We start from the raw sequence: 24,839 nt of genomic DNA, 5'->3' as shown, positions 1-24,839 counted from the left end.
ACTCCGGTGACGCCTACAACCGTGCCTGTGATCTTTGACCTCGACGGCACTCTTGTCGATCCGGCCGGGGGGATCACGGACGGGATCGCGGCAGCCCTGACCGAACTCGGCCTGCCGGTTCCGGCCAAGGACCGGCTGGACGCCATGATCGGGCCGAAACTGGGCCATTCCCTGCGGGAGATCGCCGGGGTCCCGCCCGAACAACTCGACGACGCCATCCGCATCTACCGCCGGCACTACCTGGCCACAGGCATCGCCCGGAGCAGGCTCTACCCGGGAATCCGGGCGCTGCTTGAGGCCCTGGTGGGGGCCGGCCGGCCCGTCGCCGTCGCCACCCAGAAGCCCGAAGGCATCGCCCGCACCGTCCTCGAGCAGCACGGGATCGCCGGACTGTTCCACACCATCCGCGGCTCTGCCGCCGACGAGACGGCTGCGCCCGGCACCCAGTCCGGGAAGGCGTCCATTGTGGCCGCGGCGCTGGCTGACCTCACCGCCCGGTACGGCGACGACGCCCGGCGCGCCGTGATGGTGGGGGACCGGTACCAGGACGTCGCCGGGGCGGCTGCCAACGGACTCGCCTGCATCGGCGTAGGCTGGGGTTTTGCGCCCGACGGCGAACTGCACGCGGCCGGCGCCGTCGAGGTCGTCCACACCACGCTGGCGCTCCACGCCACGATCACCAGACTCTCCGAATGCCCGGGGACCGAAGCCCTGAATGAGGTGCACACCATTGGCAATGTTTGACGCGATCCGCTGGACCACCCGCGGGCTCATTTCCTCGACCTGCCGTCCCACTGTGATCGGCCTCGAGAATGTGCCCAAGGAGGGCCCCTTCATCGTGGCGCCGAACCATCTCTCCTTCCTGGACAGCGTGATCGTGCAGGCCCTGATGCCGCGGCCGGTGGCGTTCTTCGCCAAAGCGGAATACTTCACCACGGGCGGCGCCAAGGGCCGGATGATGAAGTCCTTCTTCGAGGCCGTGGGCTCCATCCCGGTGGAACGCGGCGAACAGGCAGCCAGCGTCCAGGCCCTGAAGACCCTCCTGGACATCCTCGACGCCGGCAAGGGCGTCGGCATCTACCCGGAGGGCACCCGCTCCCGCGACGGCATCCTCTACCGCGGCCGCACCGGCGTCGGCTGGCTCGCCCTCACCACCGGCGCGCCGGTGATCCCGGTCGGCCTGATCGGCACCGAGAACCTGCAGCCTGCGGACAGCAACAAGGTCAAGCCGCAGCACTTCACCATGAAGGTGGGCGAGCCGCTCTACTTCGACAAGACCGGGCCGGACCACTCCCTCCCGGCGCGGCGCCAGGTTACGGACCGCATTATGGATGCGATCGCGGAACTGAGCGGGCAGCAGCGGGCCACCACCTACAACCAGAGCAAGAGCGTCGACTGATCAGCGCATCCGGAGCCGGGCCACGCCCGGGCCGTGCCTCCGCCCCGGTCCGGCCGGCTCAGTAGAATAGACCAGTGGCAAATCCAGCTAGTTACCGGCCCCAGACCGGGGAGATCCCGACCAACCCGGGTGTGTACCGCTTCCGCGACCCGCACGGCCGGGTCATTTACGTGGGCAAGGCCAAGAACCTCCGCTCCCGGCTGAACTCCTACTTCGCCAACCCCGCCGGCCTGCTGCCCAAGACCCACGCGATGGTCCACACCGCCAGCAGCGTGGAGTGGACCGTGGTGGGCAGCGAGCTGGAATCGCTGCAGCTCGAGTACACCTGGATCAAGGAATTCAAGCCGCGGTTCAACGTGATGTTCCGCGACGACAAGTCCTACCCCTACCTGGCCGTCACGATGGGGGAGAAGTACCCCCGGGTGCAGGTGCTGCGCGGCGAACGGCGCAAGGGGACCCGGTATTTCGGCCCGTACACGGCCGGTGCCATCCGCGACACCATGGACACCCTGCTGCGCGTCTTCCCGGTCCGCAGCTGCAGCCCCGGGGTGCTCAAACGAGCCGAAGCGAGCGGACGGCCCTGCCTGCTCGGCTACATCGACAAATGCGCGGCACCCTGCGTGGGCCGCATCTCGGCGGAGGACCACCGTGCCCTGGCGGAGGATTTCTGCGCCTTTATGGGCGGCGAAGCCAAACGGTTCGTGTCCCGGCTGGAGAAGGACATGGCCGCCGCCGTCGCCGAACTGGACTATGAACGCGCAGCCCGGGTCCGGGACGACATCGTCGCGCTGAAGAAGGTCTTTGAACGCAATGCCGTGGTCCTCGCCGAGGACACCGACGCGGACGTGTTCGCGCTGTACGAGGACGAACTCGAGGCGGCGGTCCAGGTCTTCCACGTGCGGGGCGGGCGGATCCGCGGCCAGCGCGGCTGGGTGGTGGAGAAGGTCGAGGATTCCACCACCCCGGACCTCGTGGAACACCTGCTGCAGCAGGTCTACGGCGACGAAGCCGCCAGCCAGGGCCGGCTGCCCCGCGAGGTGCTGGTCCCGGCCGAGCCGAGCAATGCCGCCGAGCTCGCCCAGTGGCTGGGCGGGCTGCGCGGCGCCCGGGTGGACATCCGCGTGCCGCAGCGCGGGGACAAGGCCGCCCTGCTCTCCACCGTGCGGGACAACGCCGAACACGCGCTCAAGCTGCACAAGTCCCGCCGCGCCGGCGACCTGACCATGCGTTCCCAGGCGCTTCAGGAACTCCAGGAGGCGCTGGATCTGCCGGTGGCGCTGCTGCGGATCGAATGCTTCGACATCTCGCACGTGCAGGGCACCAACGTCGTCGGATCGATGGTGGTGGTCGAGGACGGCCTGCCCAAGAAGTCCGACTACCGGAAGTTCTCGGTCACCGGGGAGGCCGCAAACGACGACACCGCCGCGATGCACGACGTCCTGACCCGCCGGTTCCGGAACTACCTGCAGGAACAATCCGACAAAGCAGGCCCCGGCGCCGCGCCCCTGGCTGCCGCCCAGGCCGCCGCGGTGGCCGACACACCGGTCGAGGACACCACAACGCCGGCCCCCCGGACGAAGTTCGCCTACCCGCCCAACCTCGTCGTCGTCGACGGCGGCAAGCCCCAGGTCAACGCCGCGGCCCGTGCCCTGGCCGAGCTCGGCATCGAGGACGTCTACGTCGTCGGACTCGCCAAACGGCTCGAGGAGGTCTGGCTGCCGGACAGCGACTTCCCGGTCATCCTGCCGCGCGCCTCGGCCGGCCTGTACCTGCTGCAGCGCATCCGCGACGAGGCGCACCGCTTCGCCATCACCTTCCACCGGCAGAAGCGCGGCAAGGCCATGACCGTCTCCGCGCTCGACGGCGTCCCCGGCCTGGGCGACTCCAAGCGCAAGGCGCTGCTGAACCAGTTCGGCTCGGTCAAGAGCATCCGGGCCGCCAGCATCGAGGAGCTGACCGCCGCCAAGGGGATCGGCCCTGCCCTGGCCGGCGCGATCGTGCGGCACTTTAGCGAGGATTCCGGCGCGGACGGGCCGGTTGCGCCCGCCATCAACATGACGACCGGCGAAATCCTCGAAACTTAGCTAGCGCCGGCAATCTTGGCTAGGGTAAGGAGCTGAGGTACGACGCGGCCGGCAGCCAGCTGCCCCGCGCGGCGGCCTCATGGCAGAGCAAACAGCAGAGATGGGGCAGCACTGATGGCAGAGTCAACGGCAGGATCCGGCGTGGAGGCGGACGGATTGACCCCCGTCAAGCCGGCAGAGGCGGAGCTGCTCGTGGTGACCGGGATGTCGGGTGCGGGCCGCAGCACCGCCTCGGACGCCCTCGAGGACCATGGCTGGTACGTCGTGGAAAACCTGCCGCCGCAGATGCTGGGAACGCTCGCTGAGCTCGTCTCGCACGCCCCGCGCTCCATCTCCAAGCTCGCCGTCGTGGTCGACGTCCGCAGCAAGGACCTGTTCGCCGACATCCGCACCGCCCTGCGCAACCTCGAGGCCAGCGGCGTCACCTTCCGGGTGCTGTTCCTGGATGCCAGCGACGACGTGCTGGTGCGCCGCTTCGAACAGGGCCGGCGGCCGCACCCGCTGCAGGGCGGCGGCCGGATCCTGGACGGCATTGCCGCGGAACGCGAGCTGCTGCACGAGCTGCGCGAATCCGCGGACATCGTCCTGGACACCTCTCCGCTCAACGTCCACGGCCTCGCGACCGCCATCACCGAACTGTTCAGCGAAACCGGCCCGGTCGCGCTGCGCCTGAACGTCATGAGCTTCGGCTTCAAGTACGGGCTGCCGGTGGACGCCAACTTCGTGGCCGACGCCCGCTTCATCCCGAACCCGCACTGGGTGCCGCAGCTGCGCCCGCACACGGGGCTGGACAAGGACGTCAGCGACTACGTGCTCGAAGCGGAGGGCGTCAGTAACTTCGTGGAACGCTATGTGCTGGCACTCGAACCGGTCCTGGACGGCTACCGGCGCGAAAACAAGCACTACGCGACCATCGCCGTCGGCTGCACCGGCGGGAAGCACCGTTCGGTTGCCGTGGCCGTTGAACTCTCGCGCCGGCTGGCGCAGTACCCCAGGGTCACCGTCACCACCACCCACCGGGATCTGGGCCGCGAGTAATGGCACTTCTGACCGGGCCGCTGCCCCTGGTACCGGCCGCCAGCGCGGCCTTCGCCGGCCAGCAGGACAAAGGCCCCTCCGTGGTCGCCCTGGGCGGCGGCCACGGCCTCTCCGCCTCCCTGTCGGCACTGCGCCTGCTCAGTTCGGAACTGACGGCCATCGTCACGGTCGCGGACGACGGCGGATCCTCCGGCCGGCTGCGTGAGGAATACGGCGTCCTGCCGCCGGGGGATCTGCGGATGGCGCTGTCCGCGCTGTGCGACGACACCGACTGGGGCCGGACCTGGCGCGACGTTATGCAGCACCGCTTCGAACCCGGAAAGGGCCGGGGCGGTTCCCTCGACGAGCACGCCATGGGCAACCTGCTGATCGTCACGCTGTGGGAACTGCTGGGGGACACCGTTGCCGGCCTGCAGTGGGCCGGGGCGCTCCTCGGCGCCCGTGGCCAGGTCCTGCCGATGTCCACCACTCCGCTCACCATCGAGGGCGAAGCACGGGTCGAGCTGCCCGACGGCAGCTCCGTGCTGGAAACGCTGACCGGGCAGGCCCGGTGCGCCGTCGCCGGCAGGCTCGAGTCCGTCCGGCTGCTGCCCGAGGCGGCCCCCGCCTGCATCGAGGCGCTGACCGCGATCGAGCTCGCGGACTGGGTGGTCCTGGGCCCCGGCTCCTGGTACACCTCCGTCCTGCCGCACCTGCTGCTGCCGGAGATGCGCGACGCGCTGTGCAGCACCGAGGCGCGGCGCTGCCTCACGATGAACCTTGCCACCGACACCCGGGAGACCCGCGGGATGTCCGCCGCCGACCACCTGCGGGTGCTGCGGGAGTACGCGCCGGAGTTCACCGTCGACGTCGTGCTGGCCGACCCCGCCTCGGTGCCGGACCTCCCGGACTTCGAACGGGCCGCCGGAATGCTCGGCGCGGAGGTGGTCTTGGGTAAAGTAGGGGCGTCGAGCCGCCGGCCGATCCACGACCCGCTGCGTCTGGCAACGGCGTACCACGACATTTTCGGGAACAGGTAGGGAAAGGTGCCATGGCACTGACAGCATCAGTCAAGGAAGAACTTTCCCGGCTGGATATCAAGAAGTCCTCGGTCCGCAAGGCCGAGGTGTCCGCGATGCTCCGGTTCGCGGGGGGACTGCACATCATCTCCGGCCGGATCGTGATCGAGGCCGAGGTTGACCTCGCCTCGACCGCGCGCCGGCTCCGCGCCGCCATCGCGGAAGTCTACGGGCACCAGAGCGAGATCATCGTCGTCTCCGGCGGCGGCCTGCGCCGCGGCAGCCGCTACGTTGTCCGGGTGGTCCGCGACGGCGAGGCCCTCGCCCGCCAGACCGGCCTGCTGGACGCCCGCGGCCGGCCCGTCCGCGGGCTCCCCTCGGTCGTCGTGAACGGCTCCGCCGCCGACGCCGAAGCGGTCTGGCGCGGCGCGTTCCTGGCCCACGGCTCGCTCACCGAGCCCGGCCGGTCCTCCGCGATGGAGGTTACCTGCCCCGGCCCGGAGTCCGCCCTGGCCCTCGTCGGCGCCGCCCGCCGCCTCGGCATCCAGGCCAAGGCCCGCGAAGTCAGGGGGGTGGACCGCGTGGTAATCCGCGACGGCGACACGATCGCCGCGCTGCTGACCCGGATGGGCGCGCACGACGCGCTGATGGTCTGGGAAGAGCGGCGGATGCGCAAGGAAGTCCGCGCCACCGCGAACCGGCTCGCCAACTTCGACGACGCCAACCTGCGCCGCTCGGCCCAGGCCGCCGTCGCCGCCGGGGCCCGCGTGGACCGGGCCCTGGAGATCCTCGGCGACGACGTTCCGGACCACCTCAAATACGCCGGCGAACTGCGGGTCGCGCATAAGCAAGCCAGCCTGGACGAGCTCGGCCGGCTCGCCGACCCGGTCATGACCAAGGACGCCATCGCCGGCCGGATCCGCCGGCTGCTCGCCATGGCGGACAAGCGGGCGCAGGACCTCGGCATCCCGGGGACCGAAGCCAACGTGACGCCGGAAATGCTGGACGAGTAGCCACCGCCGGGGATCAGGGACAGAATCGGATCCAGCGCCCGGGAATACCGCGGCGCGGACGGAGGCTATGACCACTGGATCCCCATCCACGAAACTTCCGGGTGTTGAACCATCCGGATGCACAATCCGAGAGTTAGCAAAACCGGACGAGCCGTCCACGACATTGGAGGATTTTGTGACCGAATACGTACTGCCAGAACTCGACTACGACTACGCCGCGCTGGAGCCGCACATCTCCGCGAAGATCATGGAGCTGCACCACAGCAAGCACCACGCGGCCTACGTCGCCGGCGCCAACAACGCCCTGAAGCAGCTGGCCGAAGCCCGCGAGCAGGGCGACTTCGCCAACATCAACCGCCTCTCCAAGGACCTCGCGTTCCACACCGGCGGCCACATCAACCACTCCGTGTTCTGGAAGAACCTCTCCCCGGACGGCGGCGACAAGCCCGAAGGCGAGCTCGCTGCCGCCATTGACGACGCGTTCGGCTCCTTCGACGCGTTCCGCGCCCAGTTCAGCGCGGCAGCCCTGGGCCTGCAGGGCTCCGGGTGGGGCTTCCTGGCCTACGAGCCGATCGGTGGCAACCTCGTCATCGAGCAGCTCTACGACCAGCAGGGCAACGTGGCACTCGGCACCACCCCGCTGCTGATGCTCGACATGTGGGAGCACGCCTTCTATCTGGACTACGTCAACGTCAAGGCCGACTACGTCAAGGCGTTCTGGAACATCGTGAACTGGGCCGACGTCGCCAAGCGTTTCGACGCCGCGCGCAAGAACGCCACCGGCCTGATCACCCTCTAAGGGACGGCAAGCCGAAATATCGCTGTAACAAAGCTCACAATTCGTGCCGTTCGGCCCGGAACGTGGAAGACCCGCCCCCGCACTTGCGGGGGCGGGTCCTGTTAAACGTAAGATGGATCACGGAAGGCGGTTAGCCTTCAGCAACGTGGCTGGTCGCCCTCCGATCTGGTAATCATCTCTGCCCAATGGCGTGCGGGATCTGTTAGTTGGCTTGAACGCCTACTCAACTAGTCGTGCTTGAGAGAGCACCAAGGAGACTGAAAACGTGACGACACGTATTGGTATCAACGGCTTCGGCCGCATCGGTCGCAACTACTTCCGCGCCGCACTCGCCCAGGGAGCAGACCTCGAGATCGTTGCCGTCAACGACCTCACCAGCCCGGAGGCCCTCGCCCACCTCTTCAAGTACGACTCCGTCGGAGGCCGCCTGGCCGAATCCATCGAGGTCAAGGACGGCAACATCGTCGTCGACGGGAAGACCGTCAAGGTCCTCGCAGAGCGCGACCCGGCCAAGCTGCCGTGGGGCGAGCTGGGTGTCGACATCGTGATCGAGTCCACCGGCTTCTTCACCAAGGCCGCCGACGCGCAGAAGCACATAGATGCCGGCGCCAAGAAGGTCCTGATCTCCGCCCCCGCCTCGGACGAGGACATCACCATCGTGATGGGCGTCAACGACGGCCTGTACGACGCGGCCGCGCACAACATCATCTCCAACGCCTCCTGCACCACCAACTGCCTCGGCCCGCTCGCCAAGGTTGTCAACGACGCGTTCGGCATCGAGCGGGGCCTGATGACCACGATCCACGCCTACACCGCGGACCAGAACCTGCAGGACGGCCCGCACAAGGACCTCCGCCGCGCCCGCGCCGCCGCCATCAACATGGTCCCCACCTCCACGGGCGCAGCCAAGGCCATCGGCCTGGTCCTCCCCGAACTCAAGGGCAAGCTGGACGGCTACGCCATCCGCGTCCCCGTCCCCACCGGCTCCGCCACCGACCTCACCGTCACCGTCTCCCGCGAGACCACTGTCGAAGAGGTCAACGCCGCGCTCAAGGCGGCTTCCGAGTCCGAAGAGCTCAAGGGACTGCTGACCTACACCGACGAGCCGATCGTCTCCTCGGACATCGTGGGTGACCCGGCGTCGTCGATCTTCGACTCCGGCCTGACCAAGGTGATCGGCAACCAGGTCAAGGTTGTTTCCTGGTATGACAACGAATGGGGCTACTCCAACCGCCTCGTCGACCTCACGGAGCTCGTCGCGTCGAAGCTGAGCTAGGGTAAGACTCATGACATTCCACACCCTCGACGAATTGATCGCTGAAGGTGTCCGCGGGCGGTATGTTCTGGTCAGAAGTGACCTGAACGTGCCGCTCGACGGCTCTACAGTGACTGACGACGGCCGGATCAAGGCCTCCCTGCCGGTGCTGGCGAAGCTCACGGACGCCGGTGCCCGTGTGCTGGTCACGGCACACCTGGGCCGCCCCAAGGGCGCCCCGGACGCGAAATACTCGCTCAAGCCGGCCGCCGACCGCCTGGCCGGGCTCGCCCCGTTCAAGGTCACCCTGGCCGGCGACACTGTCGGCGGCTCCGCCAAGGAGCTCGCCGCGGCGTTGCAGGACGGAGAAGCCCTGGTCCTTGAAAACGTGCGCTTCGACGCCCGCGAAACGTCCAAGGACGACGCCGAACGCGGCGCCTTCGCGGACGAGCTGGTGGCCCTCACCGGTGACAACGGCGCCTTCGTGGACGACGCCTTCGGCGCAGTGCACCGCAAGCACGCCTCCGTGTACGACGTCGCCACCCGGCTGCCGTCCTACCAGGGCGACCTGGTCCGCACCGAGGTCGAGGTGCTGCGCAAGCTCACCACCGACACCCAGCGACCCTACGTCGTGGTGCTCGGCGGCTCGAAGGTCTCCGACAAACTCGCCGTGATCGACAACCTCATCGGTAAGGCGGACACGATCCTGGTGGGCGGCGGCATGCTGTTCACGTTCCTCGCCGCCGCCGGCCACAAGGTCGCCGGCAGCCTGCTCGAAGAGGACCAGATCCCCGTTGTGCAGGACTACCTGAAGCGGGCCGCGGACGCCGGCACCGGGTTCGTCATCCCCACCGACGTGGTGGTGGCCGCCAAGTTCGCCGCCGACGCCGAGCACGAGACGGTCGCGGCCGAATCGATCGAGTCCAGCAGCTTCGGCGCCACCGGCATCGGCCTGGACATCGGTCTTGACTCGGCGGCAGCCTTCGCGGAACGGATCAAGGGCGCCAAGACGGTGTTCTGGAACGGCCCGATGGGCGTCTTCGAGTTCCCCGCCTTCGCCGGCGGCACCCGGGCCGTCGCCCAGGCCCTGACCGAGACCTCCGCCTTCACCGTCGTGGGCGGCGGCGACTCCGCTGCCGCTGTCCGTACCCTCGGCTTCGCAGACGAGGCGTTCGGGCACATCTCCACCGGTGGCGGCGCCAGTCTGGAATACCTTGAAGGCAAGGAACTCCCCGGCCTGAGCGTGCTGGACCGCTAGGACCTCCAGCCGGCAGGGTGTCCGTCCCGCTCGGCGGGCGCCCTGCCGGCTCTTTCACTGCTACGAACCTTTTGGAGATCACGTGACAACGTCAACCAACGGCAAGTTCGACCGCAAGCCCTTCATCGCGGGCAACTGGAAGATGAACATGGACCACGTCCAGGGCATCACCCTGCTGCAGAAGCTGGCCTGGACCCTGTCCGACGCCAAGCACGATTACAGCCGGGTGGAGGTCGCCGTGTTCCCGCCGTTCACCGACCTGCGCGGTGTGCAGACCCTCGTCCAGGGCGACGAGCTGGACGTCGCCTACGGCGGCCAGGACCTCTCGCAGTTCGATTCCGGCGCCTACACCGGGGACATCTCCGGTGCGTTCCTCGCCAAGCTTGGCTGCCGCTACGTCCTGGTGGGCCACAGCGAACGCCGCACCATCCACCACGAGTCCGACGAGGTCCTCAACGCCAAGACCAAGGCGGCCTTCCGGCACGGCATCACCCCGGTGCTCTGCGTCGGCGAAGGTCTCGAGGTCCGCCAGGCGGGCACCCACGTCGAGCACACTCTCGCCCAGCTGCGTGCCGGCGTCGACGGCCTCACCGCGGAGCAGGCCGCCGAGCTGGTCGTCGCCTACGAACCCGTCTGGGCCATCGGCACCGGCGAGGTCGCCGGGCCGGAGGACGCGCAGGAAATGTGTGCCGCCATCCGGGCCGAGCTGGCGAGCCTCTTCGACGCCTCGGTGGCCGCCAAAACGCGCCTGCTCTACGGCGGCTCGGTGAAGGCCAACAACGCGGCGTCGATCCTCAAGGAACGCGACGTGGACGGATTGCTGGTCGGCGGTGCCAGCCTGGACGCTGCCGAGTTTGCTAATATTGTCAGGTTCGAGAGTCACCTTGTGACGGACTAGTCCGGACGCAGCTCGTGGCCCCCGCAATCCCCTCTTCTGAAAGGCCGTCGTGGACGTTCTTCATGTCATCCTGCAGGTGCTGCTGGGCATCACCAGCCTCCTGTTGACCTTGCTCATCCTGCTCCATAAGGGACGCGGCGGCGGTCTGTCCGACATGTTCGGCGGCGGCATGAGCTCCGGGCTGAGCTCCTCGGGCGTTGCCGAGCGGAACCTGAACCGCTTCACGATCATCCTCGGCGTCACCTGGGGCGTCGTTATCATCGGACTAGGCCTGCTGATGCGCTTCAGCGGAGGCGGCGACTCCTGACAGCGCCCCGCCCCACAACTTCATAAGGGCCTTGCGGCCCTCCCCGCATCGGGGACTCCCGGATTACACTGTCGCTGGCAAAACATCACCAGCCCAGTAGCCAGGAGTTCCCGATGCTGCATTCTGCTTCCGGATTCAGGGGCATCCGCGTTGGTGCCGTCGCCGGCGCCCCGGCCCGCCACGAGCCCCTCGACGGCGGCGGCGCCGGGCAACCGCGGATCGCCGTCACATACCGGTGCGCCAAGGGCCACGAAATGTCCCTCGTGTTCGCCAAACTCCCGGAAGAGCAGATCCCGGGCGTCTGGGACTGTCGGCGCTGCGGGGGGACCGCCACCCGGGACGAATCCCGGTTCGCCCTGGAGGACGAGCCCGCGGAGGGCTACAAGAGCCACCTCGAATACGTTAAAGAGCGGCGCTCCAGCCAGGACGCCGAAGACGTGCTGGCCGGAGCGCTGGAGAAGCTACGCGCCCGACGCGCCCTTCCGGACGAGCTGCTCGGGGACGCGTGAGGCCGCGTCCTCGTCGATCAGCCACAGGGTCTGGAAGCGCCCGCGCGGTCCCGCCGCCGGCACCTGCACCGGGTTAGCCCCGGCCAGGGCGAGGCCTACGGCACCGGCCTTGTCGTCGCCGGCCACCACCATCCACACCTCGTTGGCCGTGTTGATCGTCGGCAGGGTCAGTGAAACGCGGGCCGGCGGCGGCTTGGGGGAGTTGCGGACGCCGACGACGGTCAGGGCCTTCTCCCGGATGCCGGCCTGCTCCGGGAAGAGCGACGCTACGTGCGCGTCGGGGCCGACGCCCAGCAGCACAATGTCCAGCCGCGGCAGGCGGCCGGGCTCCTCCGGCCGGTCATCGGACATGTCGGCAGCGTGTTCGGCGGCGGCCGCCTCGGCGAGCCGCCGGGCGTAGTCGGCCGCGGCGTCCTCGGGGGTTTCGAAGTCCTCGGTGGAGCCGGGAACATGGACCCGCGCCGGGTCCACGTTGATGTGGTCGAGGAGCGCCTGGTAGGCCTGGCGGGCGTTCCGGTCGGCGTCGTCGTGGCCCACAAATCGTTCGTCGCCCCACCAGAAGTTCACCTTGGACCAGTCGACTGCGGGGGCGGCCGGCGACTCGGCGACCGCCTTGAGGGAGCCGATGCCCATGGTGCCGCCGGTCAGCACCACGGTCGCTTCGCCGTGCTTGTCCTGGATGTCCACGAGCTTGGTGATCAGGCGCGCCGCGATCGCGGCCATCAGGACCGTCGAGTCAGGGTGGATGCTTACTCTGGGGTCAGCGCTCACTGGGACGGACACTCCTTAGGTTGGTACGCGGCAGTCCAATAGTAATCACTTCGCCGAAAACTTCGTCCGGGTCCAGGCGCCGGAGCTCCTCCGCCAGGCAGTCCTTGAGGCTGCGCCGCGGCAGCGAGATGCGCTGGGCGGGCTGCCCGGGCTGGGTCAGCTCGGCCACGGTCAGCCCGGGCCGGAACAGCTGCACGTCGCCGCCGGTGCGGGACAGCCGCACCCGCCGGATCCCGGTGCCGGCCGGATCGGCCACGATGGTCACGGGCGCGTCCAGCGCCAGCGTCAGCCAGGCCGCGAGCAGCAGGGTGCTGGGGGAGTCGGAGGCGCCCTCGACGGCGACGGCGGTGACCGGCGACGCGTCCACCTGGTCCAGGACGGCGGCCAGCTGGATCCGCCAGTTGGTCAGGCGGGTCCAGGCCAGGTCGGTGTCGCCGGCTTTGTAGGTGCTCCGAATGTTGTCCAGCGCCGCCTGCGGGTCCGCCTCGTTCGCGGAGTCCGTGATGCGGCGGTGGGCGATCCGCCCGATCGACGTTTCGCAGGCGTTCCTGGGCGCGCCGTGCGGCCACCAGGCCACGATCGGGGCGTCCGGAAGCAGCAGCGCCGCCACGAGGGATTCACTTTCCTCGGCGAGTTCGCCGTAGCCGCGCAGCAGGATGACCTCGGACGCGCCGGCGTCGCCGCCCACGCGGATCTGGGCGTCCAACCGGGTGGGCTTGGAGGCGCCGGCGTCGGCAAGCACGATGATCCGGCAGGGGTGCTCGCGGCTCGCCTCGTTGGCGGCCTCGATCGCCTCCTCTTCGAGCCCTGACTTGGTCACCACCACCAGGGTCAGCACCCGGCCCAGGGCGATTACGCCGCCCTGTTCGCGCAGCGCCATGATCTTCTTGGAGATCTTGGAGGTTGTTGTGTCGGGAAGATCTACGATCATGGCCTTCTCCAGGTGCGTCCGTCGCGGGCGAGCAATTCGTCGGCGGAGGCCGGGCCCCAGCTTCCGGGGGCGTACGGTTCCGGCTGTTCGGCCAGGGACGCCCAGTAGTCCTCGAACGGGTCCAGGATCTTCCAGGACAGCTCAACTTCGGCATGGCGGGGGAACAGCGGCGGCTCGCCGAGGAGCACGTCCAGGATGAGCCGCTCATAAGCCTCGGGGCTGGACTCGGTGAACGAGTGGCCGTAGCCGAAGTCCATGGTCACGTCGCGGACTTCCATCTGCGTGCCGGGGACCTTGGAGCCGAAGCGGATCGTGGCGCCCTCATCGGGCTGGACCCGGATCACGACGGCGTTCTGGCCGAAGTCGTCCTCGCCGTGGTCACGGAAGAGCAGGTTGGGCGCGCGCTTGAAGACGACGGCGATTTCCGTCACCCGGCGGCCCAGCCGCTTGCCGGCCCGCAGGTAGAACGGCACGCCGCTCCAGCGCCGGGTGTTGATGTCCACCCGGATCGCGGCGAACGTCTCGGTGGTGGAGTCGGCGGGAATGCCCTCCTCCTCCAGGTAGCCCAGGACCTGCTCGCCGCCCTGCCAGCCGCCGGCGAACTGCCCGCGCGCCGAGTGCGTGGAGAGGTCCTCCGGCAGCCGAACGGCCGCCAGCACTTTTTCCTTCTCGGCGCGGAGGTCGTCCGCGTTGAAGGAGATCGGCTCCTCCATGGCGGTCAGGGCGAGCAGCTGCAGCAGGTGGTTCTGGATGACGTCGCGGGCCGCGCCCACGCCGTCGTAGTATCCGGCGCGGCCGCCCGTGCCGATGTCCTCCGCCATGGTGATCTGGACGTGGTCGACGTAGTTCGCGTTCCACAGCGGTTCGAACAGCTGGTTGGCGAAGCGCAGGGCCAGGATGTTCTGGACCGTCTCCTTGCCGAGGTAGTGGTCGATCCGGAAGACCGCGTCCGGCGGGAACACCGACTCCACAATGTCGTTGAGCTGGCGGGCCGACTCGAGGTCATGCCCGAACGGCTTCTCGATCACCACGCGGCGCCACTTGTCGCCCTCGGCCTGGGCGAGCCCGTGCTTGGAGAGCTGCCGGCAGACCAGTTCGAACGCCTTCGGCGGGATCGACAGGTAGAAGGCGTGGTTGCCGCGGGTGCCGCGCTGCTCGTCGAGTTCGTCGATCGTCTCGCTGAGCCGCTCGAAGGCGTCGTCGTCGTCGAACTCGCCCTGCACAAAACGGATGCCCTCCGAGAGCTGCTTCCAGACCGTCTCATCGAACGGGGTCCGGGCGTAGCTTTTGACCGCTTCCTTCACCTCCGCGGCGAAGTCCTCGTTCTCCCACTGCCGCCGGGCGAACCCGACCAGGGCGAAGCTGGGGGGCAGCAGCCCGCGGTTGGCCAGGTCGTAGACGGCCGGCATGAGTTTCTTGCGGGCGAGGTCACCGGTGACGCCGAAGAGCACCAGGGAGGACGGGCCGGCGATGCGGTTCAGCCGCCGGTCCCGCGGGTCCCGGAGCGGATTACGCCCCCGGCCCGCGGACGTGCGGCCGCCGTTTTGCGAGAGTGGCATGGTTGCTGTAGTGCCTTAGCTTTCGTTGGTGGAGGCGGAGCTGCCCGCGGTTGAGGTGCCGGCCAGCGCGGAGACGAGCTGCTGCAGCTGGCGGACGCCGGCGGCACGGTCCGTGAGGTGAAGCCGGAGCACAGGCCGGCCGTGTTCAGTGAGGACCTGCGCGTCGCCCGCCGCCTGGGCAGAAATCAGCTCGCCGAACGTAAACGGCCGGTCCGGGATGGCGAGGTCCGCCGCGGACGCCGCCGTGACCTGCAGGAAAACACCGATCGCCGGGCCGCCCTTGTGGAACTGGCCGGTCGAGTGCAGGAACCTTGGACCCCAGCCGAAGGTGACGGGGCGGCCACTGAGCGCCGCCAGCTCGTCGCGGATGCCTTCCAGTGGCGCGTAGCTGAGCCGGTCGAAGTAGGCCTGGACGCTGAGGTAGCCGTCGGTGCCGAGCTGGCCGAGCAGCGCGCTGACCGCCTTGGCCGCGGTGGTGGCCCCGCCCAGCCAGTCGCCGCCGCGCACCTCGATGGCACCGTCGGTGAAGTCAGCCGCCGTGGCCTCCGGCTGCGCGTCCAGCAGCCCCCGCGCGGCCACCTTGGCGGCCTCGACGTCGGGCTGGTCGAAGGGGTTGATGCCCAGCAGCCGGCCCGCGACGGCGGTGGCGAACTCCCAGGTCATCATCTGCGCGGCGAGGCCGCCGGCGATCGCCGCCTCGTTGGCGCCAAGGTTGACGTCGGCGTCGGCGCCGACCAGCCGGACCACCAGCACGTCCGCGGCGCCGCTTGTGACCTCTGGGGCGTTTGGTCCGGCGACGACCGGAAGTACACCGGTGCCGAGCTTGCCGGTGGATTCGGCGATGAGCTGTTCCGCCCAGTCGGCGAAGCCCACGATCCCGGAGCCGTCCTCGGCGATGACGATCTTGTCCCGGAGCGGGTTGGTGCCGCCCAGCGCGGCGCCGAGGGCGAGCCCGATGTTCTCCTCGCTGTCGTCGTTGAGGATCTCAGCGGTCTCTTCGGCCTCGTCAAGGAAAGCCTGGATGTCCACGCCGGCCAGGCCGCACGGCACCAGGCCGAACGCGGTGAGCGCCGAATAGCGGCCGCCGACGTTGGGGTCGGCGTTGAAGACGGCGCGGTAGCCGGCTTCGCGGGAAGCCTTGTCCAGCGGGGAACCCGGGTCGGTCACAATGATGATCCGGCTCTTGGCATCGAGCCCGGCCTCGGTGAAGGCGTGCTCGAAGACCCGGCGCTGCGAGTCGGTTTCCAGGGTTGAACCCGACTTCGAGGACACCACGATGGCGGTCTCCGCGAGACGGTCCGCCAGGGCGGCGGCCACCTGTTCGGGGTCGGTGCTGTCCAGCACGGTCAGCTCGACGCCCGCGGTTCCGGCGATGACCTCGGGGGCCAGGGAGGAACCGCCCATGCCGCACAAGACAATCCGGGTCACGCCCTCGGTGCGGAGCGCATCGCGGAGCGCCAGAATCTGCGGCACGAGCGGCTGGGAGACGGTGGCGGCCTCGACCCAGCCGAGGCGGACCGCGGACTCGGCCTCGGCGTCGGGACCCCACAGGGTGGCGTCCTTGGCGAAGATCCGGGTGGCGACCCGGTCTTCCAGGAGGGCGGGCAGGTGCTGTTCGTGGGCCTGGCGGGCGGCGCCCGTGGCGTCGTAGCTGAGAGTGGTCATGGGGGACTATGCGTCCTTCCGTGCAGCGGCGAGGGCGCCCTCGACGTCGGCCAGCAGTTCCTTCCAGCTTGCCACAAACTTGTCGAGGCCTTCGGACTCGAGCACGGCGACGACCTCGTTGTACGAGATGCCGAGCGCATCGAGGGCGTTGAGGGTCGCGTTGGCGTCGTCGTAGCCGCGGGTGATGGTGTTGCCGGTGATGGCGCCGTGGTCGAAGGTGGCGTCCAGGGTCTTCTCCGGCATGGTGTTCACAACGCCGGGGGCTACGAGCTCGGTGACGTAGAGGGTATCCGGGTAGGCCGGATCCTTGACGCCGGTGGACGCCCAGAGCGGGCGCTGCGGGCGCGCGCCGGCGTCGGCCAGCAGGGCCCAGCGCTCGGTGGCGAAGAGCTCCTCGTAGACCTGGTAGGCGAGGCGTGCGTTGGCGACGCCGGCCTTGCCCTTGAGGGCCTTGGCCTCGTCGGTGCCGATCGCGTCGAGGCGCTTGTCGATTTCGGTGTCCACGCGGGAGACGAAGAACGAGGCGACCGAGTGGATCTTGGAGAGATCGTGGCCGTTTTCCTTTGCCTGCTCCAGACCGCTCTGGAAAGCGTTGATCACGGCGCGGTAGCGTTCGAGCGAGAAAATCAGGGTCACGTTGACGCTGATGCCGGCCGCCAGGGTGGCGGTGATGGCCTCGAGGCCCTCAAGCGTGGCGGGGATCTTGATCAGGACGTTGTCCTTGTTGACCTGGCCGTGGAGTTCCTTGGCCTCGGTGATGGTACCGGCAGTGTCCCAGGCGAGGCGGGGGTCCACCTCGATGGAAACGCGGCCGTCGACGCCGTTCGAGGCGGCGTACACCGGGGCGAACAGGTCGCAGGCATCGGCGACGTCGGCGGTGGTGATCGCGAAGACCGTTTCGTCGACGCTGGCGCCGGCGGCCGCCATTTCCCGGATCTTGGCATCGTAGTCGGTGCCGGTGGTGATCGCGGCGTGGAAGATGCTCGGGTTCGTGGTGACGCCGACGACGTTCTTCTCTTCGATCAGCTTGCGCAGCGTCCCGGTTTCGAGGCGGCCGCGGGAGAGGTCATCGAGCCAGATGGAAACGCCGGCGTCGGACAGCTGCTGGGTGGGGGTGGTGTTCATGGTTCACTCCTGAAGTCTGGGGCCGCCGCCGGCAGGGGCGGCGGCCCGGAATACGTGAAGTTGGGGTCAGGCCGGGAGGCCGGCGAGGGATTCCTTGGCGGCGGCGGTGACGGCTTCGGTGGTGATGCCGAATTCCTGGAAGAGCCGTTTGTAGTCGGCGGAGGCGCCGAAGTGCTCGAGGGAGATGGAGCGGCCGGCGTCGCCGACGAATTCGCGCCAGCCCAGGGCGAGGCCGGCTTCGACCGAGACGCGTGCCTTGACGTTGGCGGGGAGCACGGCCTCGCGGTAGGCGGGGTCCTGTTTGTTGAACCATTCCACGCAGGGCATGGACACGACCCGGGTGGGGATGCCCTCGGCCTGCAGGGCTTCGCGGGCGGCGACGGCGAGCTGGACCTCGGAGCCGGTGCCGATCAGGATGACCTTCGCCTCCACGGTCTTGCCGGCGGCGGAGGCCTCGGCGAGGACGTAGCCGCCCTTGGCGACCCCGGCGGTGGAGGCGAACGTGTCCCCGTCGGCGTCGCCGGTGCCGCGCTCCCAGGTGGGGATGTTCTGCCGGGTCAGCACGATCCCGGCGGGGTTGGCGTGGTTTTCCAGCATGGCCTGCCAGGCCGCGGCGACCTCGTTCGCATCTCCCGGGCGGACGACGTCCAGGCCCGGAATGGCGCGCAGGGAGGCGAGCTGCTCGACCGGCTGGTGGGTGGGTCCGTCTTCGCCGAGGCCGATCGAGTCGTGCGTCCAGACGTAGAGCGAGGGGACGCCCATCAGGGCGCCGAGCCGGATGGCCGGGCGCTGGTAGTCGGAGAAGATCAGGAAGGTCCCGGAGAACGCGCGGGTCGCCCCGGCCAGGCTGATGCCGTTCACGATCGACGCGGCGGCGTGTTCGCGGATGCCGAAGTGCAGCACCCGGCCGTACGGGTTGCCCTTCCACGCCTCGGTCTGCCGGGAAGCGGGGATGAACGAGGGCGAGCCCTCGATGGTGGTGTTGTTCGACTCGGCGAGGTCGGCGGAGCCGCCCCAGAGTTCGGGCATGACCGGGCCGATCGCGTTCAGGACCTTCCCGGACGCGGCGCGGGTGGAGACGTCCTTGCCGGCTTCGAAGACCGGCAGCGCGGCGTCGAACTCGGCCGGGAGCTTGCGGGCCTCGACGCGTTCGAGCAGGGCCGCGGCCTCGGGGTTGGCGGACTGCCAGGCCTCGAAGCGCTCCTGCCACTCGGCGCGGGCCGCGGCGCCGCGGTCCTGCGCCTCGCGGGTGTGGGCCAGGACCTCGTCCTCGACCTGGAAGGAGAGCCCGGGGTCGAAGCCGAGGACGTCCTTCAGGCCGGCGACTTCCTCGGCGCCGAGCGCGGAGCCGTGGATCTTGCCGGTGTTCTGCTTCTTCGGCGCGGGCCAGCCGATGATGGTCCGCAGCGAGATGATGGACGGCCTGGACGTCTCGGCCTTCGCCGCGAGCAGGGCGGCGTGCAGTTCGGCCACGTCCTCCTGGTAGTCGCCGGTGCGGGTCCAGTCGACCCGCTGGGTGTGCCAGCCGTAGGCCTTGTAGCGGGCCAGGACGTCCTCGGTGAACGCGACGTCCGTGTCGTCTTCGATGCTGATGTGGTTCTCGTCGTAGATCACCACGAGGTTGCCCAGTTCCTGGTGCCCGGCGAGCGAGGACGCCTCGGAGGTGACGCCCTCCTGCAGGTCCCCGTCGGAGGCGATCACCCAGACGGTGTGGTCAAACGGGCTGGTGCCGGCGGGAGCGTCGGCGTCGAACAAACCGCGCATCCGGCGCTGGGAGTACGCGAACCCGACCGCCGAGGCCAGGCCCTGGCCCAGCGGCCCGGTGGTGATTTCCACCCCGGCGGTGTGCTTGTATTCCGGGTGCCCCGGGGTCAGCGAACCCCAGGTCCGCAGCGCCTCGAGGTCCTTCAGCTCCAGGCCGTAGCCCGAGAGGAAGAGCTGGATGTACAGTGTCAGCGACGTATGGCCGGGAGACAGGACGAACCGGTCCCGGCCCAGCCACTCCGGGTTCGCCGGATCGTGGCGCATCAGCTTCTGGAAGAGCAGGTAGGCGGCCGGAGCCAGGCTCATCGCGGTACCCGGGTGGCCGTTACCGACCTTCTCCACCGCATCCGCCGCCAGTACCCGGACGGTGTCCACGGCACGGGCATCAAGCTGAGTCCATGACAGTTCTTGCTCTTCCAAATGTGGCACGAAAACCGGGCCCCTCTCTGTGCTGACGGCCGGCGGTACGTTTTCCCTCCGAGTTTTCCCGCTGGGGGATTTCCTTTGGGGGGCTTACCGCCGGGGCACAGTTCGGTGCCCGCCGCGGTTCGTACCAGCCGTTCACCATCGAAACGTTGATCTATCATTGCGCCGCATGCACAGGGCCGGGAGCGCCGTTCGGCGCCCGTCCGTGCGTGCTGATCTGTCAGACAGCTTAGCCCCATTCCACCTGCCGGTCAGGGTGCATCTCAGGAATTGGACCGGTTTTGGGGCTTATATGAATCACCGCGTCCCGCGGCGGCGGTGAGGCCGCGTTAACCACCCGGACTTCTGCGGGGGCTTCGGGCCCGGGCGGCGGTGCCGCCACGGTATGATGGAGCCTGGCTACCAACGGGGGCGAGGACACGCCTGTGCGCTGCGCGTGAACCCCTCCGAATGCAACGCGCCGGACTCAGCGCGCTGCGACGACCAGCCGGACTGACCAGCCAGACAGAACAGAGTGACTGCCACCGTGAGCACAACAGATACGCCGCTTAACGCCTCCCAGGCCCCGGGCCGGATCGGCTTCGCCCGTAAGGCCAAGGCCTACCTGGCGCTCACCAAACCGCGAGTGATCGAACTCCTGCTGGTCAGCACCCTGCCAACCATGATCTACGCCGAGCGCGGCTTCCCCTCCCTCGGCTTGATCCTGGCGACTCTCGTTGGCGGCGCGTTTGCCGCCGGCAGCGCGGGCTCCTTCAACTGCTACATCGACCGGGATATCGACAAGCTGATGCACCGGACGGAAAACCGCCCGCTGGTCACCGGAGAGGTCACCCCGCGTGAAGCCCTGGTCTTCTCATGGCTGCTCGGCGCGGCCGCGATCGCGATCCTCTGGTTCGGCGCCAACCCGCTCTCGGCCTGGCTGGGGCTCGGCGCGATCGTGTTCTACGTCGTCATCTACACGATGATCCTCAAGCGCCGCACCGCGCAGAACATCGTTTGGGGCGGGGCCGCCGGCTGCTTCCCGGTGCTGATCGCCTGGGCCGCCGTGACCAACACCGTGGAGTGGCCCGCCGTCGTCCTCTTTATGGTGATCTTCCTCTGGACCCCGCCGCATTACTGGCCGCTGTCCATGCGCTACGGCGAGGACTACCGCAACGCCAATGTGCCGATGCTCGGCGCGATCGCCGGCGCCAAGGTCGTGTCCGTGCAGGTGGTCCTGTACGCATGGGCGATGGTCGCCTGCTCGCTGCTGCTGATCCCGGTCGGCGGTGCCGGCTGGGTCTACACCGTCACCGCCGTCGCCGCGGGAGCCTGGTTCCTGTACGAGTCGCACGCCCTCTACAACCGGGCTCAGGGCGGGGAGGTCTCCAACAAGGGCGCCATGAAGGTCTTCCACGGCTCCATTAGCTATCTCACCCTGCTCTTCATCGCCCTTGCCGTGGACCCGTTCATCGGCTCCGCGATCGTCGGCTAGTCCGGCACGGGGAGTCAGGACTTTTCGGGGCCGGGCGGGTTGCGGCGGTCAGCCGCTTCCGGGAGATCCCGCCGGGCCCGGCGCCCGCGCCGCAGGTGCCAGATGAGGAGTCCCAGGACACCGAGCACAGCTATCACCGCCGTGATGTCCCGGCCGGCCACCTTGGCTACGGCGTCGTAGGAGTTCCCGGCGAAGAAGCCCAGCAGCACGAAGCCGGTGCCCCAGACCAATCCGCCGGCGGCATTGAAGGCCAGGAACTTCGGGTAGTGCATTCGGGAGGCGCCGGCCAGGGCCGGCATGACGGCCCGGAAGAACGCCACGAAGCGGCCCAGGAAAACGGCCGAGCCGCCTCGTTGGCGCAGAAAGGCCTGGGCCTTGGCCAGGCCGCGCCGACGCCGTTTCATCAGCCTGAAGTCCAGCAGCCGGGGACCCACGTGCTTGCCGATTTCGTAGCCCACGGTGTCGCCGGCGATGGCCGCGGTGACCACGACGGCGGCCATGCCCCACAGCGGGACTTCGCCGCGGCTCGCAATCACGCCGCCCAGGACTGCGGCCGTCTCACCCGGAATCACGAAGCCGATGAAGACCGCGTCTTCGGCGAACACCAGGCACGCCACGAGGGTGAAGGCCAGCGCGGGGCTCATATTCAGAAGGCTGTCGACGATCGCGTTCACGGCGCTGCCTTTCTCTCGACAAAGTCAGGCTACCCGCCGACAAAGAAACGCGGGGTCAGCTACGGTCCATCCGGACGCCCGGAATGGACCGTATCTGACCCCGCGATGTTGTGTGTGGCTTACTTGACCGGGCTGTTGCGGGCGAGGTCGGCGGCGTTGGTGGATGCGCTCATCAGCAGGGCCGCGCCGAGCATGTGCGCTCCCACGAGCAGCGCGGGGATGCCGTTGTAGTACTGCGTGAAGCCGATGACGGCCTGCAGCACGGTGACGCCCAGCAGCATGAAAACAGCGGTGCGGAACGGGCCCGTGATCCGGTCGCGGAGCACAAGGAACACACCGAACAAGGCGCCGGCGGTCACGAGGTAGGCCGGGACGGCGTGGATGTGCGAGAACAGGTCCCAGTCCAGGTTGTTGCGCGGCGCGTCCGCGTCACCAGCGTGCGGGCCCGCACCGGTCACCACCACACCGAGGCACACGGCGACGGCGGAGAACAGTGCGACGGCGGCCAGCACCGGACGGGCGGCCCCCGGCAGGGCGGGCAATTCCCGGGTGCGGGCTTTGCCGGTCCGGTCGTAGGCGCGGTTGACCAGCAGCGTGGCGACTACCACGAGGGCCATCGAGACGAGGAAGTGCAGGCCGACCACCCACGGGTTCAGCTGGGTGAGCACGGTGATCCCGCCGATGACGGCCTGGGCCGGGATGCTGGCCAGCAGGCCGAGGGCCAGCAGGAAGAGGTCCCGGCGTTCCTTACGCAGGTTCCACAGGTACACCAGCATCGCGACGGCGACGGCGGCCAGCGCGAAGGTCAGGAGCCGGTTGCCGAACTCGATGAAGCCGTGGATGCCCATTTCCGGGGTGTTCACGAGCGAGTTGTCGGTGCAGCGCGGCCAGGTGGGGCAGCCCAGGCCGGAGGCGGTGAGACGGACGGCGCCGCCGGTCACCACCAGTACGGTCTGGCCGATCAGGGACAGCACGGCCAGCCGCCGGACCGTCTTGTCGACGGTGACGGGCAGCCGGGAGGAAATCCGGGACACGATCCGGGAAGGGCGGGACGCCGTACTCACAGTTTTCTCAATTCCACTTGAACCAACGGGTTGCTGCGAAGCCGGCGGTCGCCGTCCAGAGCAGCAGGACAATCACGGACGCAGCATTGGCGCTGCCGTGCAGGAAGGCATCCCGCAGCGCCTGGCCCAGCGCGCCGGAGGGAAGGAAGTGCACCACCGCCTGGGCGAGGGCGGGAAGTCGCTCGGCCGGAATAACGATGCCGCCCAAGGCGCCGAGCAGGATCCAGAGCAGATTGTTGATCGCCAGGGTCGCCTCCGGCCGGACCGTGCCGGCCACGAGCAGGCCGAGGGCGGTGAACGCCGCCGCGCCGAGAACCAGCAGAGCGAACCCGGGCAGCAGCCCCGCGGGCGCCGGCTGCCAGCCCAGCGGGAGCGCGACGGCGGTGACCACCAGCACCTGCAGCAGCAGCACCACGAGCACCGCGATCACCTTGCCGAGGATCAGCCCGGTACGGCCCAGCGGGGTGGTGGACAGGAAGCGCAGCACTCCGTAGCGGCGGTCGAAGCCGGTGGCGATGCCCTGGCCGGTGAAGGCGGTGGACATCGCGCACAACGCGAGGATGCCGGGCACGGCGATGTTGACCCGGCTGGAGCCGAGGCCGTCCAGCAGGGGCGTGACGGCCAGGCCCACCAGGGCCAGCAGCGGCAGGATGACCGCCAGGATCAGCTGCTCGCCGTTGCGGAGCATGGTGACGGTCTCATACCGTCCCTGCTGCAGGATCCGCCGCAGCAGGGGAGCGGGGGCACTGCCCAGCGGCATACCGGCCGCAGTGCCTGCAGGGGCGGAGCTCATCGGGTTTCCCTTCCGGAGATGTCGAGGAAGACGTCCTCGAGGCTGCGGGCTGCGAGGCTCATCGAGGCGGGCATAATGCCGCGCTCGGCCCACCAGGCCGTCACGGCGGCTAGGTCGGCCGGGGTCAGCGCCCCGGTGGCGCTGTAACTGCCGGCGCGCGTTTCGCGGACCTCGACGGCGGCCGGCAGCACACCGGCCAGGTCCAGGCCGGGTTCGGCTTCGAAGAGCAGCGTGCGGATGTGCTGGTCCGCCCCGGACGTCAGCTCATGCCGCAGGAGCTGGGCGACGGTGCCCTCCGCGACGTTCCGGCCGGCGTCGATGATGTAGACGTAGTCGGCCAGGCGCTGCGCGTCGTCCATCAGGTGGGTCGTGAGGATGATGCCCATCCCGCGGTCCCGCAGTTCGGCAATGAGTTCAAAGACGAGCTGCCGGGACTGCGGGTCCAGGCCGGCGCTCGGTTCGTCGAGGAACAGCACCTCGGGGCGGCCCACGAGCGCGGCGGCGAGGGCCAGCCGCTGCTTCTGGCCGCCGGAAAGGCGCCGCACCGTGGTGCGGCTGAAGGTGTTAATGCCCAGGCGCGCGACGAGCTCGTCCACCGGCCACGGGTCCTGGTACAGGCCCGCGATGTGTCGCAGCAGGGGGATGGGGCGGGCCGACGGCGGCAGGCCCCCGTCCTGGAGCATGACGCCCACGCGGGCGCGGAGATCCGCGCCGGCGGTGTCCGGGTCCTGGCCCAGCAGGCTGATGCTGCCGCCGGTGCGCTTCTGGAGCCCCTGGGCGCATTCGATGGTGGTGGTTTTGCCGGCCCCGTTGGCGCCCAGCAGGGCGGTGACCTGCCCGCGTTCGGCGACGAGGGACAGGCCGCTGACCACCCGCAGCATCTTGCCGTCAAGGCTGGGCAGCGGACCAACATCCTTGATGAGCCCGCTGATTGTCAGGGCGGGGGATTCGGGAGATCGCACCAAAGCATTCTACGCGATGTAGTAGGGCCCGGCCCGATCCGGAGCCTGGCGCAGGAAAGCCATGCCTTACTGG

Annotated in this window: 23 protein-coding genes; 13 read left to right on the top strand and 10 right to left on the bottom strand. The window is 69.0% G+C overall.

Annotated features, from left to right (window positions below; translation table 11 throughout):
* Positions 1–6: 6 nt before the first annotated feature.
* The 12 genes from AC6I9V_RS00665 to AC6I9V_RS00610 all read left to right on the top strand — a co-directional run bounded on the left by AC6I9V_RS00665 (position 7) and on the right by AC6I9V_RS00610 (position 11,558).
* The gene (locus AC6I9V_RS00665; RefSeq protein ID WP_497897966.1) at positions 7–744 is read left to right on the top strand and encodes an HAD hydrolase-like protein; all 738 of its coding nucleotides are present in this window, start codon (positions 7–9) and stop codon (positions 742–744) included.
* The gene (locus tag AC6I9V_RS00660; RefSeq protein ID WP_146337651.1) at positions 731–1,399 is read left to right on the top strand and encodes a lysophospholipid acyltransferase family protein; all 669 of its coding nucleotides are present in this window, start codon (positions 731–733) and stop codon (positions 1,397–1,399) included. Before AC6I9V_RS00665 ends, AC6I9V_RS00660 begins: the two co-directional genes overlap by 14 nt.
* A gap of 74 nt (positions 1,400–1,473) precedes the next feature.
* Complete coding sequence (uvrC, locus tag AC6I9V_RS00655) at positions 1,474–3,483, top strand: excinuclease ABC subunit UvrC (RefSeq protein WP_497897965.1); 2,010 nt, start codon at positions 1,474–1,476, stop codon at positions 3,481–3,483.
* Between the two features lie 114 nt (positions 3,484–3,597).
* Complete coding sequence (gene rapZ / locus AC6I9V_RS00650; protein ID WP_349414213.1) at positions 3,598–4,521, top strand: RNase adapter RapZ; 924 nt, start codon at positions 3,598–3,600, stop codon at positions 4,519–4,521.
* Positions 4,521–5,540, top strand: coding sequence for a gluconeogenesis factor YvcK family protein (locus AC6I9V_RS00645; protein WP_349414212.1), 1,020 nt, complete (start codon positions 4,521–4,523; stop codon positions 5,538–5,540). Before rapZ ends, AC6I9V_RS00645 begins: the two co-directional genes overlap by 1 nt.
* A gap of 11 nt (positions 5,541–5,551) precedes the next feature.
* On the top strand, positions 5,552–6,532 hold the full coding sequence (gene whiA, locus AC6I9V_RS00640) for a DNA-binding protein WhiA (RefSeq protein WP_066438143.1): 981 nt from the start codon (positions 5,552–5,554) through the stop codon (positions 6,530–6,532).
* A gap of 175 nt (positions 6,533–6,707) precedes the next feature.
* Positions 6,708–7,331, top strand: a complete 624-nt coding sequence (locus AC6I9V_RS00635) for a superoxide dismutase (RefSeq protein WP_146337647.1) — start codon at positions 6,708–6,710, stop codon at positions 7,329–7,331.
* A gap of 265 nt (positions 7,332–7,596) precedes the next feature.
* The gene (gap, locus tag AC6I9V_RS00630) at positions 7,597–8,607 is read left to right on the top strand and encodes a type I glyceraldehyde-3-phosphate dehydrogenase (RefSeq protein ID WP_497897964.1); all 1,011 of its coding nucleotides are present in this window, start codon (positions 7,597–7,599) and stop codon (positions 8,605–8,607) included.
* Positions 8,608–8,617: 10 nt separating this feature from the next.
* Entirely contained in the window at positions 8,618–9,844 is a 1,227-nt protein-coding gene (locus AC6I9V_RS00625) for a phosphoglycerate kinase (protein ID WP_497897963.1), read from the top strand.
* 82 nt (positions 9,845–9,926) lie between these two features.
* Positions 9,927–10,742, top strand: a complete 816-nt coding sequence (gene tpiA / locus AC6I9V_RS00620; RefSeq protein WP_497897962.1) for a triose-phosphate isomerase — start codon at positions 9,927–9,929, stop codon at positions 10,740–10,742.
* A gap of 49 nt (positions 10,743–10,791) precedes the next feature.
* Positions 10,792–11,049 carry a preprotein translocase subunit SecG gene (secG, locus tag AC6I9V_RS00615; RefSeq protein WP_349414207.1) on the top strand — a complete coding sequence of 86 codons (258 nt, stop codon included), beginning with the start codon at positions 10,792–10,794 and terminating at the stop codon, positions 11,047–11,049.
* Positions 11,050–11,162: 113 nt separating this feature from the next.
* Entirely contained in the window at positions 11,163–11,558 is a 396-nt protein-coding gene (locus AC6I9V_RS00610) for an RNA polymerase-binding protein RbpA (RefSeq protein ID WP_497897961.1), read from the top strand.
* Here AC6I9V_RS00610 and pgl read toward each other — a convergent pair.
* The 6 genes from pgl to tkt all read right to left on the bottom strand — a co-directional run bounded on the left by pgl (position 11,511) and on the right by tkt (position 19,793).
* Positions 11,511–12,329: a 6-phosphogluconolactonase gene (gene pgl / locus AC6I9V_RS00605; protein ID WP_497897960.1), complete on the bottom strand. Its 819-nt coding sequence runs from the start codon at positions 12,327–12,329 to the stop codon at positions 11,511–11,513. The genes AC6I9V_RS00610 and pgl overlap by 48 nt on opposite strands.
* On the bottom strand, positions 12,319–13,260 hold the full coding sequence (locus AC6I9V_RS00600) for a glucose-6-phosphate dehydrogenase assembly protein OpcA (RefSeq protein ID WP_349414203.1): 942 nt from the start codon (positions 13,258–13,260) through the stop codon (positions 12,319–12,321). The genes pgl and AC6I9V_RS00600 overlap by 11 nt, the downstream gene beginning before the upstream one ends.
* Positions 13,257–14,819, bottom strand: a complete 1,563-nt coding sequence (gene zwf, locus AC6I9V_RS00595; protein ID WP_497897959.1) for a glucose-6-phosphate dehydrogenase — start codon at positions 14,817–14,819, stop codon at positions 13,257–13,259. The genes AC6I9V_RS00600 and zwf overlap by 4 nt, the downstream gene beginning before the upstream one ends.
* A 15-nt stretch (positions 14,820–14,834) precedes the next feature.
* Positions 14,835–16,484: a phosphoglucose isomerase-related protein gene (locus AC6I9V_RS00590; RefSeq protein WP_497897958.1), complete on the bottom strand. Its 1,650-nt coding sequence runs from the start codon at positions 16,482–16,484 to the stop codon at positions 14,835–14,837.
* A 6-nt stretch (positions 16,485–16,490) separates the two neighbouring features.
* Positions 16,491–17,609, bottom strand: a complete 1,119-nt coding sequence (gene tal, locus AC6I9V_RS00585; protein ID WP_497897957.1) for a transaldolase — start codon at positions 17,607–17,609, stop codon at positions 16,491–16,493.
* A 66-nt stretch (positions 17,610–17,675) separates the two neighbouring features.
* Positions 17,676–19,793 (bottom strand): transketolase, encoded by a 2,118-nt coding sequence (gene tkt, locus AC6I9V_RS00580; protein WP_497897956.1) that lies wholly within the window; start codon positions 19,791–19,793, stop codon positions 17,676–17,678.
* 520 nt (positions 19,794–20,313) lie between these two features.
* Between tkt and AC6I9V_RS00575 the strand changes: the two genes are divergently transcribed.
* Positions 20,314–21,273: a heme o synthase gene (locus AC6I9V_RS00575; RefSeq protein ID WP_497897955.1), complete on the top strand. Its 960-nt coding sequence runs from the start codon at positions 20,314–20,316 to the stop codon at positions 21,271–21,273.
* A 14-nt stretch (positions 21,274–21,287) separates the two neighbouring features.
* On the opposite strand, the gene AC6I9V_RS00570 is transcribed toward AC6I9V_RS00575, so the two are convergent.
* The 4 genes from AC6I9V_RS00570 to AC6I9V_RS00555 form a co-directional block, all read right to left on the bottom strand.
* Positions 21,288–21,947 carry a DedA family protein gene (locus tag AC6I9V_RS00570; protein WP_497897954.1) on the bottom strand — a complete coding sequence of 220 codons (660 nt, stop codon included), beginning with the start codon at positions 21,945–21,947 and terminating at the stop codon, positions 21,288–21,290.
* A gap of 119 nt (positions 21,948–22,066) precedes the next feature.
* Positions 22,067–23,011, bottom strand: a complete 945-nt coding sequence (locus tag AC6I9V_RS00565) for a COX15/CtaA family protein (RefSeq protein WP_497897953.1) — start codon at positions 23,009–23,011, stop codon at positions 22,067–22,069.
* Positions 23,012–23,018: 7 nt separating this feature from the next.
* A complete protein-coding gene (locus AC6I9V_RS00560) occupies positions 23,019–23,804 on the bottom strand; it encodes an ABC transporter permease (protein WP_497897952.1) in 786 nt (261 codons plus the stop codon).
* Complete coding sequence (locus tag AC6I9V_RS00555) at positions 23,801–24,766, bottom strand: ABC transporter ATP-binding protein (protein WP_497897951.1); 966 nt, start codon at positions 24,764–24,766, stop codon at positions 23,801–23,803. Before AC6I9V_RS00555 ends, AC6I9V_RS00560 begins: the two co-directional genes overlap by 4 nt.
* Between the last annotated feature and the right edge of the window lie 73 nt (positions 24,767–24,839).

This window comes from Arthrobacter sp. SlRoot2-15, from assembly GCF_059739345.1.
The sequence above is the reverse complement of the archived record's forward strand: the minus strand, read 5'-3'. Positions and strand labels throughout refer to the sequence as shown.

Bases quoted from the DNA above. Each gene is read 5' to 3' on its own strand.
- zwf (WP_497897959.1), bottom strand. From the start codon at position 14,819: ATGCCACTCTCGCAAAACGGCGGCCGCACGTCCGCGGGCCGGGGGCGT.
- tal (WP_497897957.1), bottom strand. From the start codon at position 17,609: ATGAACACCACCCCCACCCAGCAGCTGTCCGACGCCGGCGTTTCCATC.
- whiA (WP_066438143.1), top strand. From the start codon at position 5,552: ATGGCACTGACAGCATCAGTCAAGGAAGAACTTTCCCGGCTGGATATC.
- AC6I9V_RS00610 (WP_497897961.1), top strand. From the start codon at position 11,163: ATGCTGCATTCTGCTTCCGGATTCAGGGGCATCCGCGTTGGTGCCGTC.
- AC6I9V_RS00645 (WP_349414212.1), top strand. From the start codon at position 4,521: ATGGCACTTCTGACCGGGCCGCTGCCCCTGGTACCGGCCGCCAGCGCG.
- AC6I9V_RS00625 (WP_497897963.1), top strand. From the start codon at position 8,618: ATGACATTCCACACCCTCGACGAATTGATCGCTGAAGGTGTCCGCGGG.
- AC6I9V_RS00600 (WP_349414203.1), bottom strand. From the start codon at position 13,260: ATGATCGTAGATCTTCCCGACACAACAACCTCCAAGATCTCCAAGAAG.
- AC6I9V_RS00590 (WP_497897958.1), bottom strand. From the start codon at position 16,484: ATGACCACTCTCAGCTACGACGCCACGGGCGCCGCCCGCCAGGCCCAC.
- AC6I9V_RS00560 (WP_497897952.1), bottom strand. From the start codon at position 23,804: ATGAGCTCCGCCCCTGCAGGCACTGCGGCCGGTATGCCGCTGGGCAGT.
- rapZ (WP_349414213.1), top strand. From the start codon at position 3,598: ATGGCAGAGTCAACGGCAGGATCCGGCGTGGAGGCGGACGGATTGACC.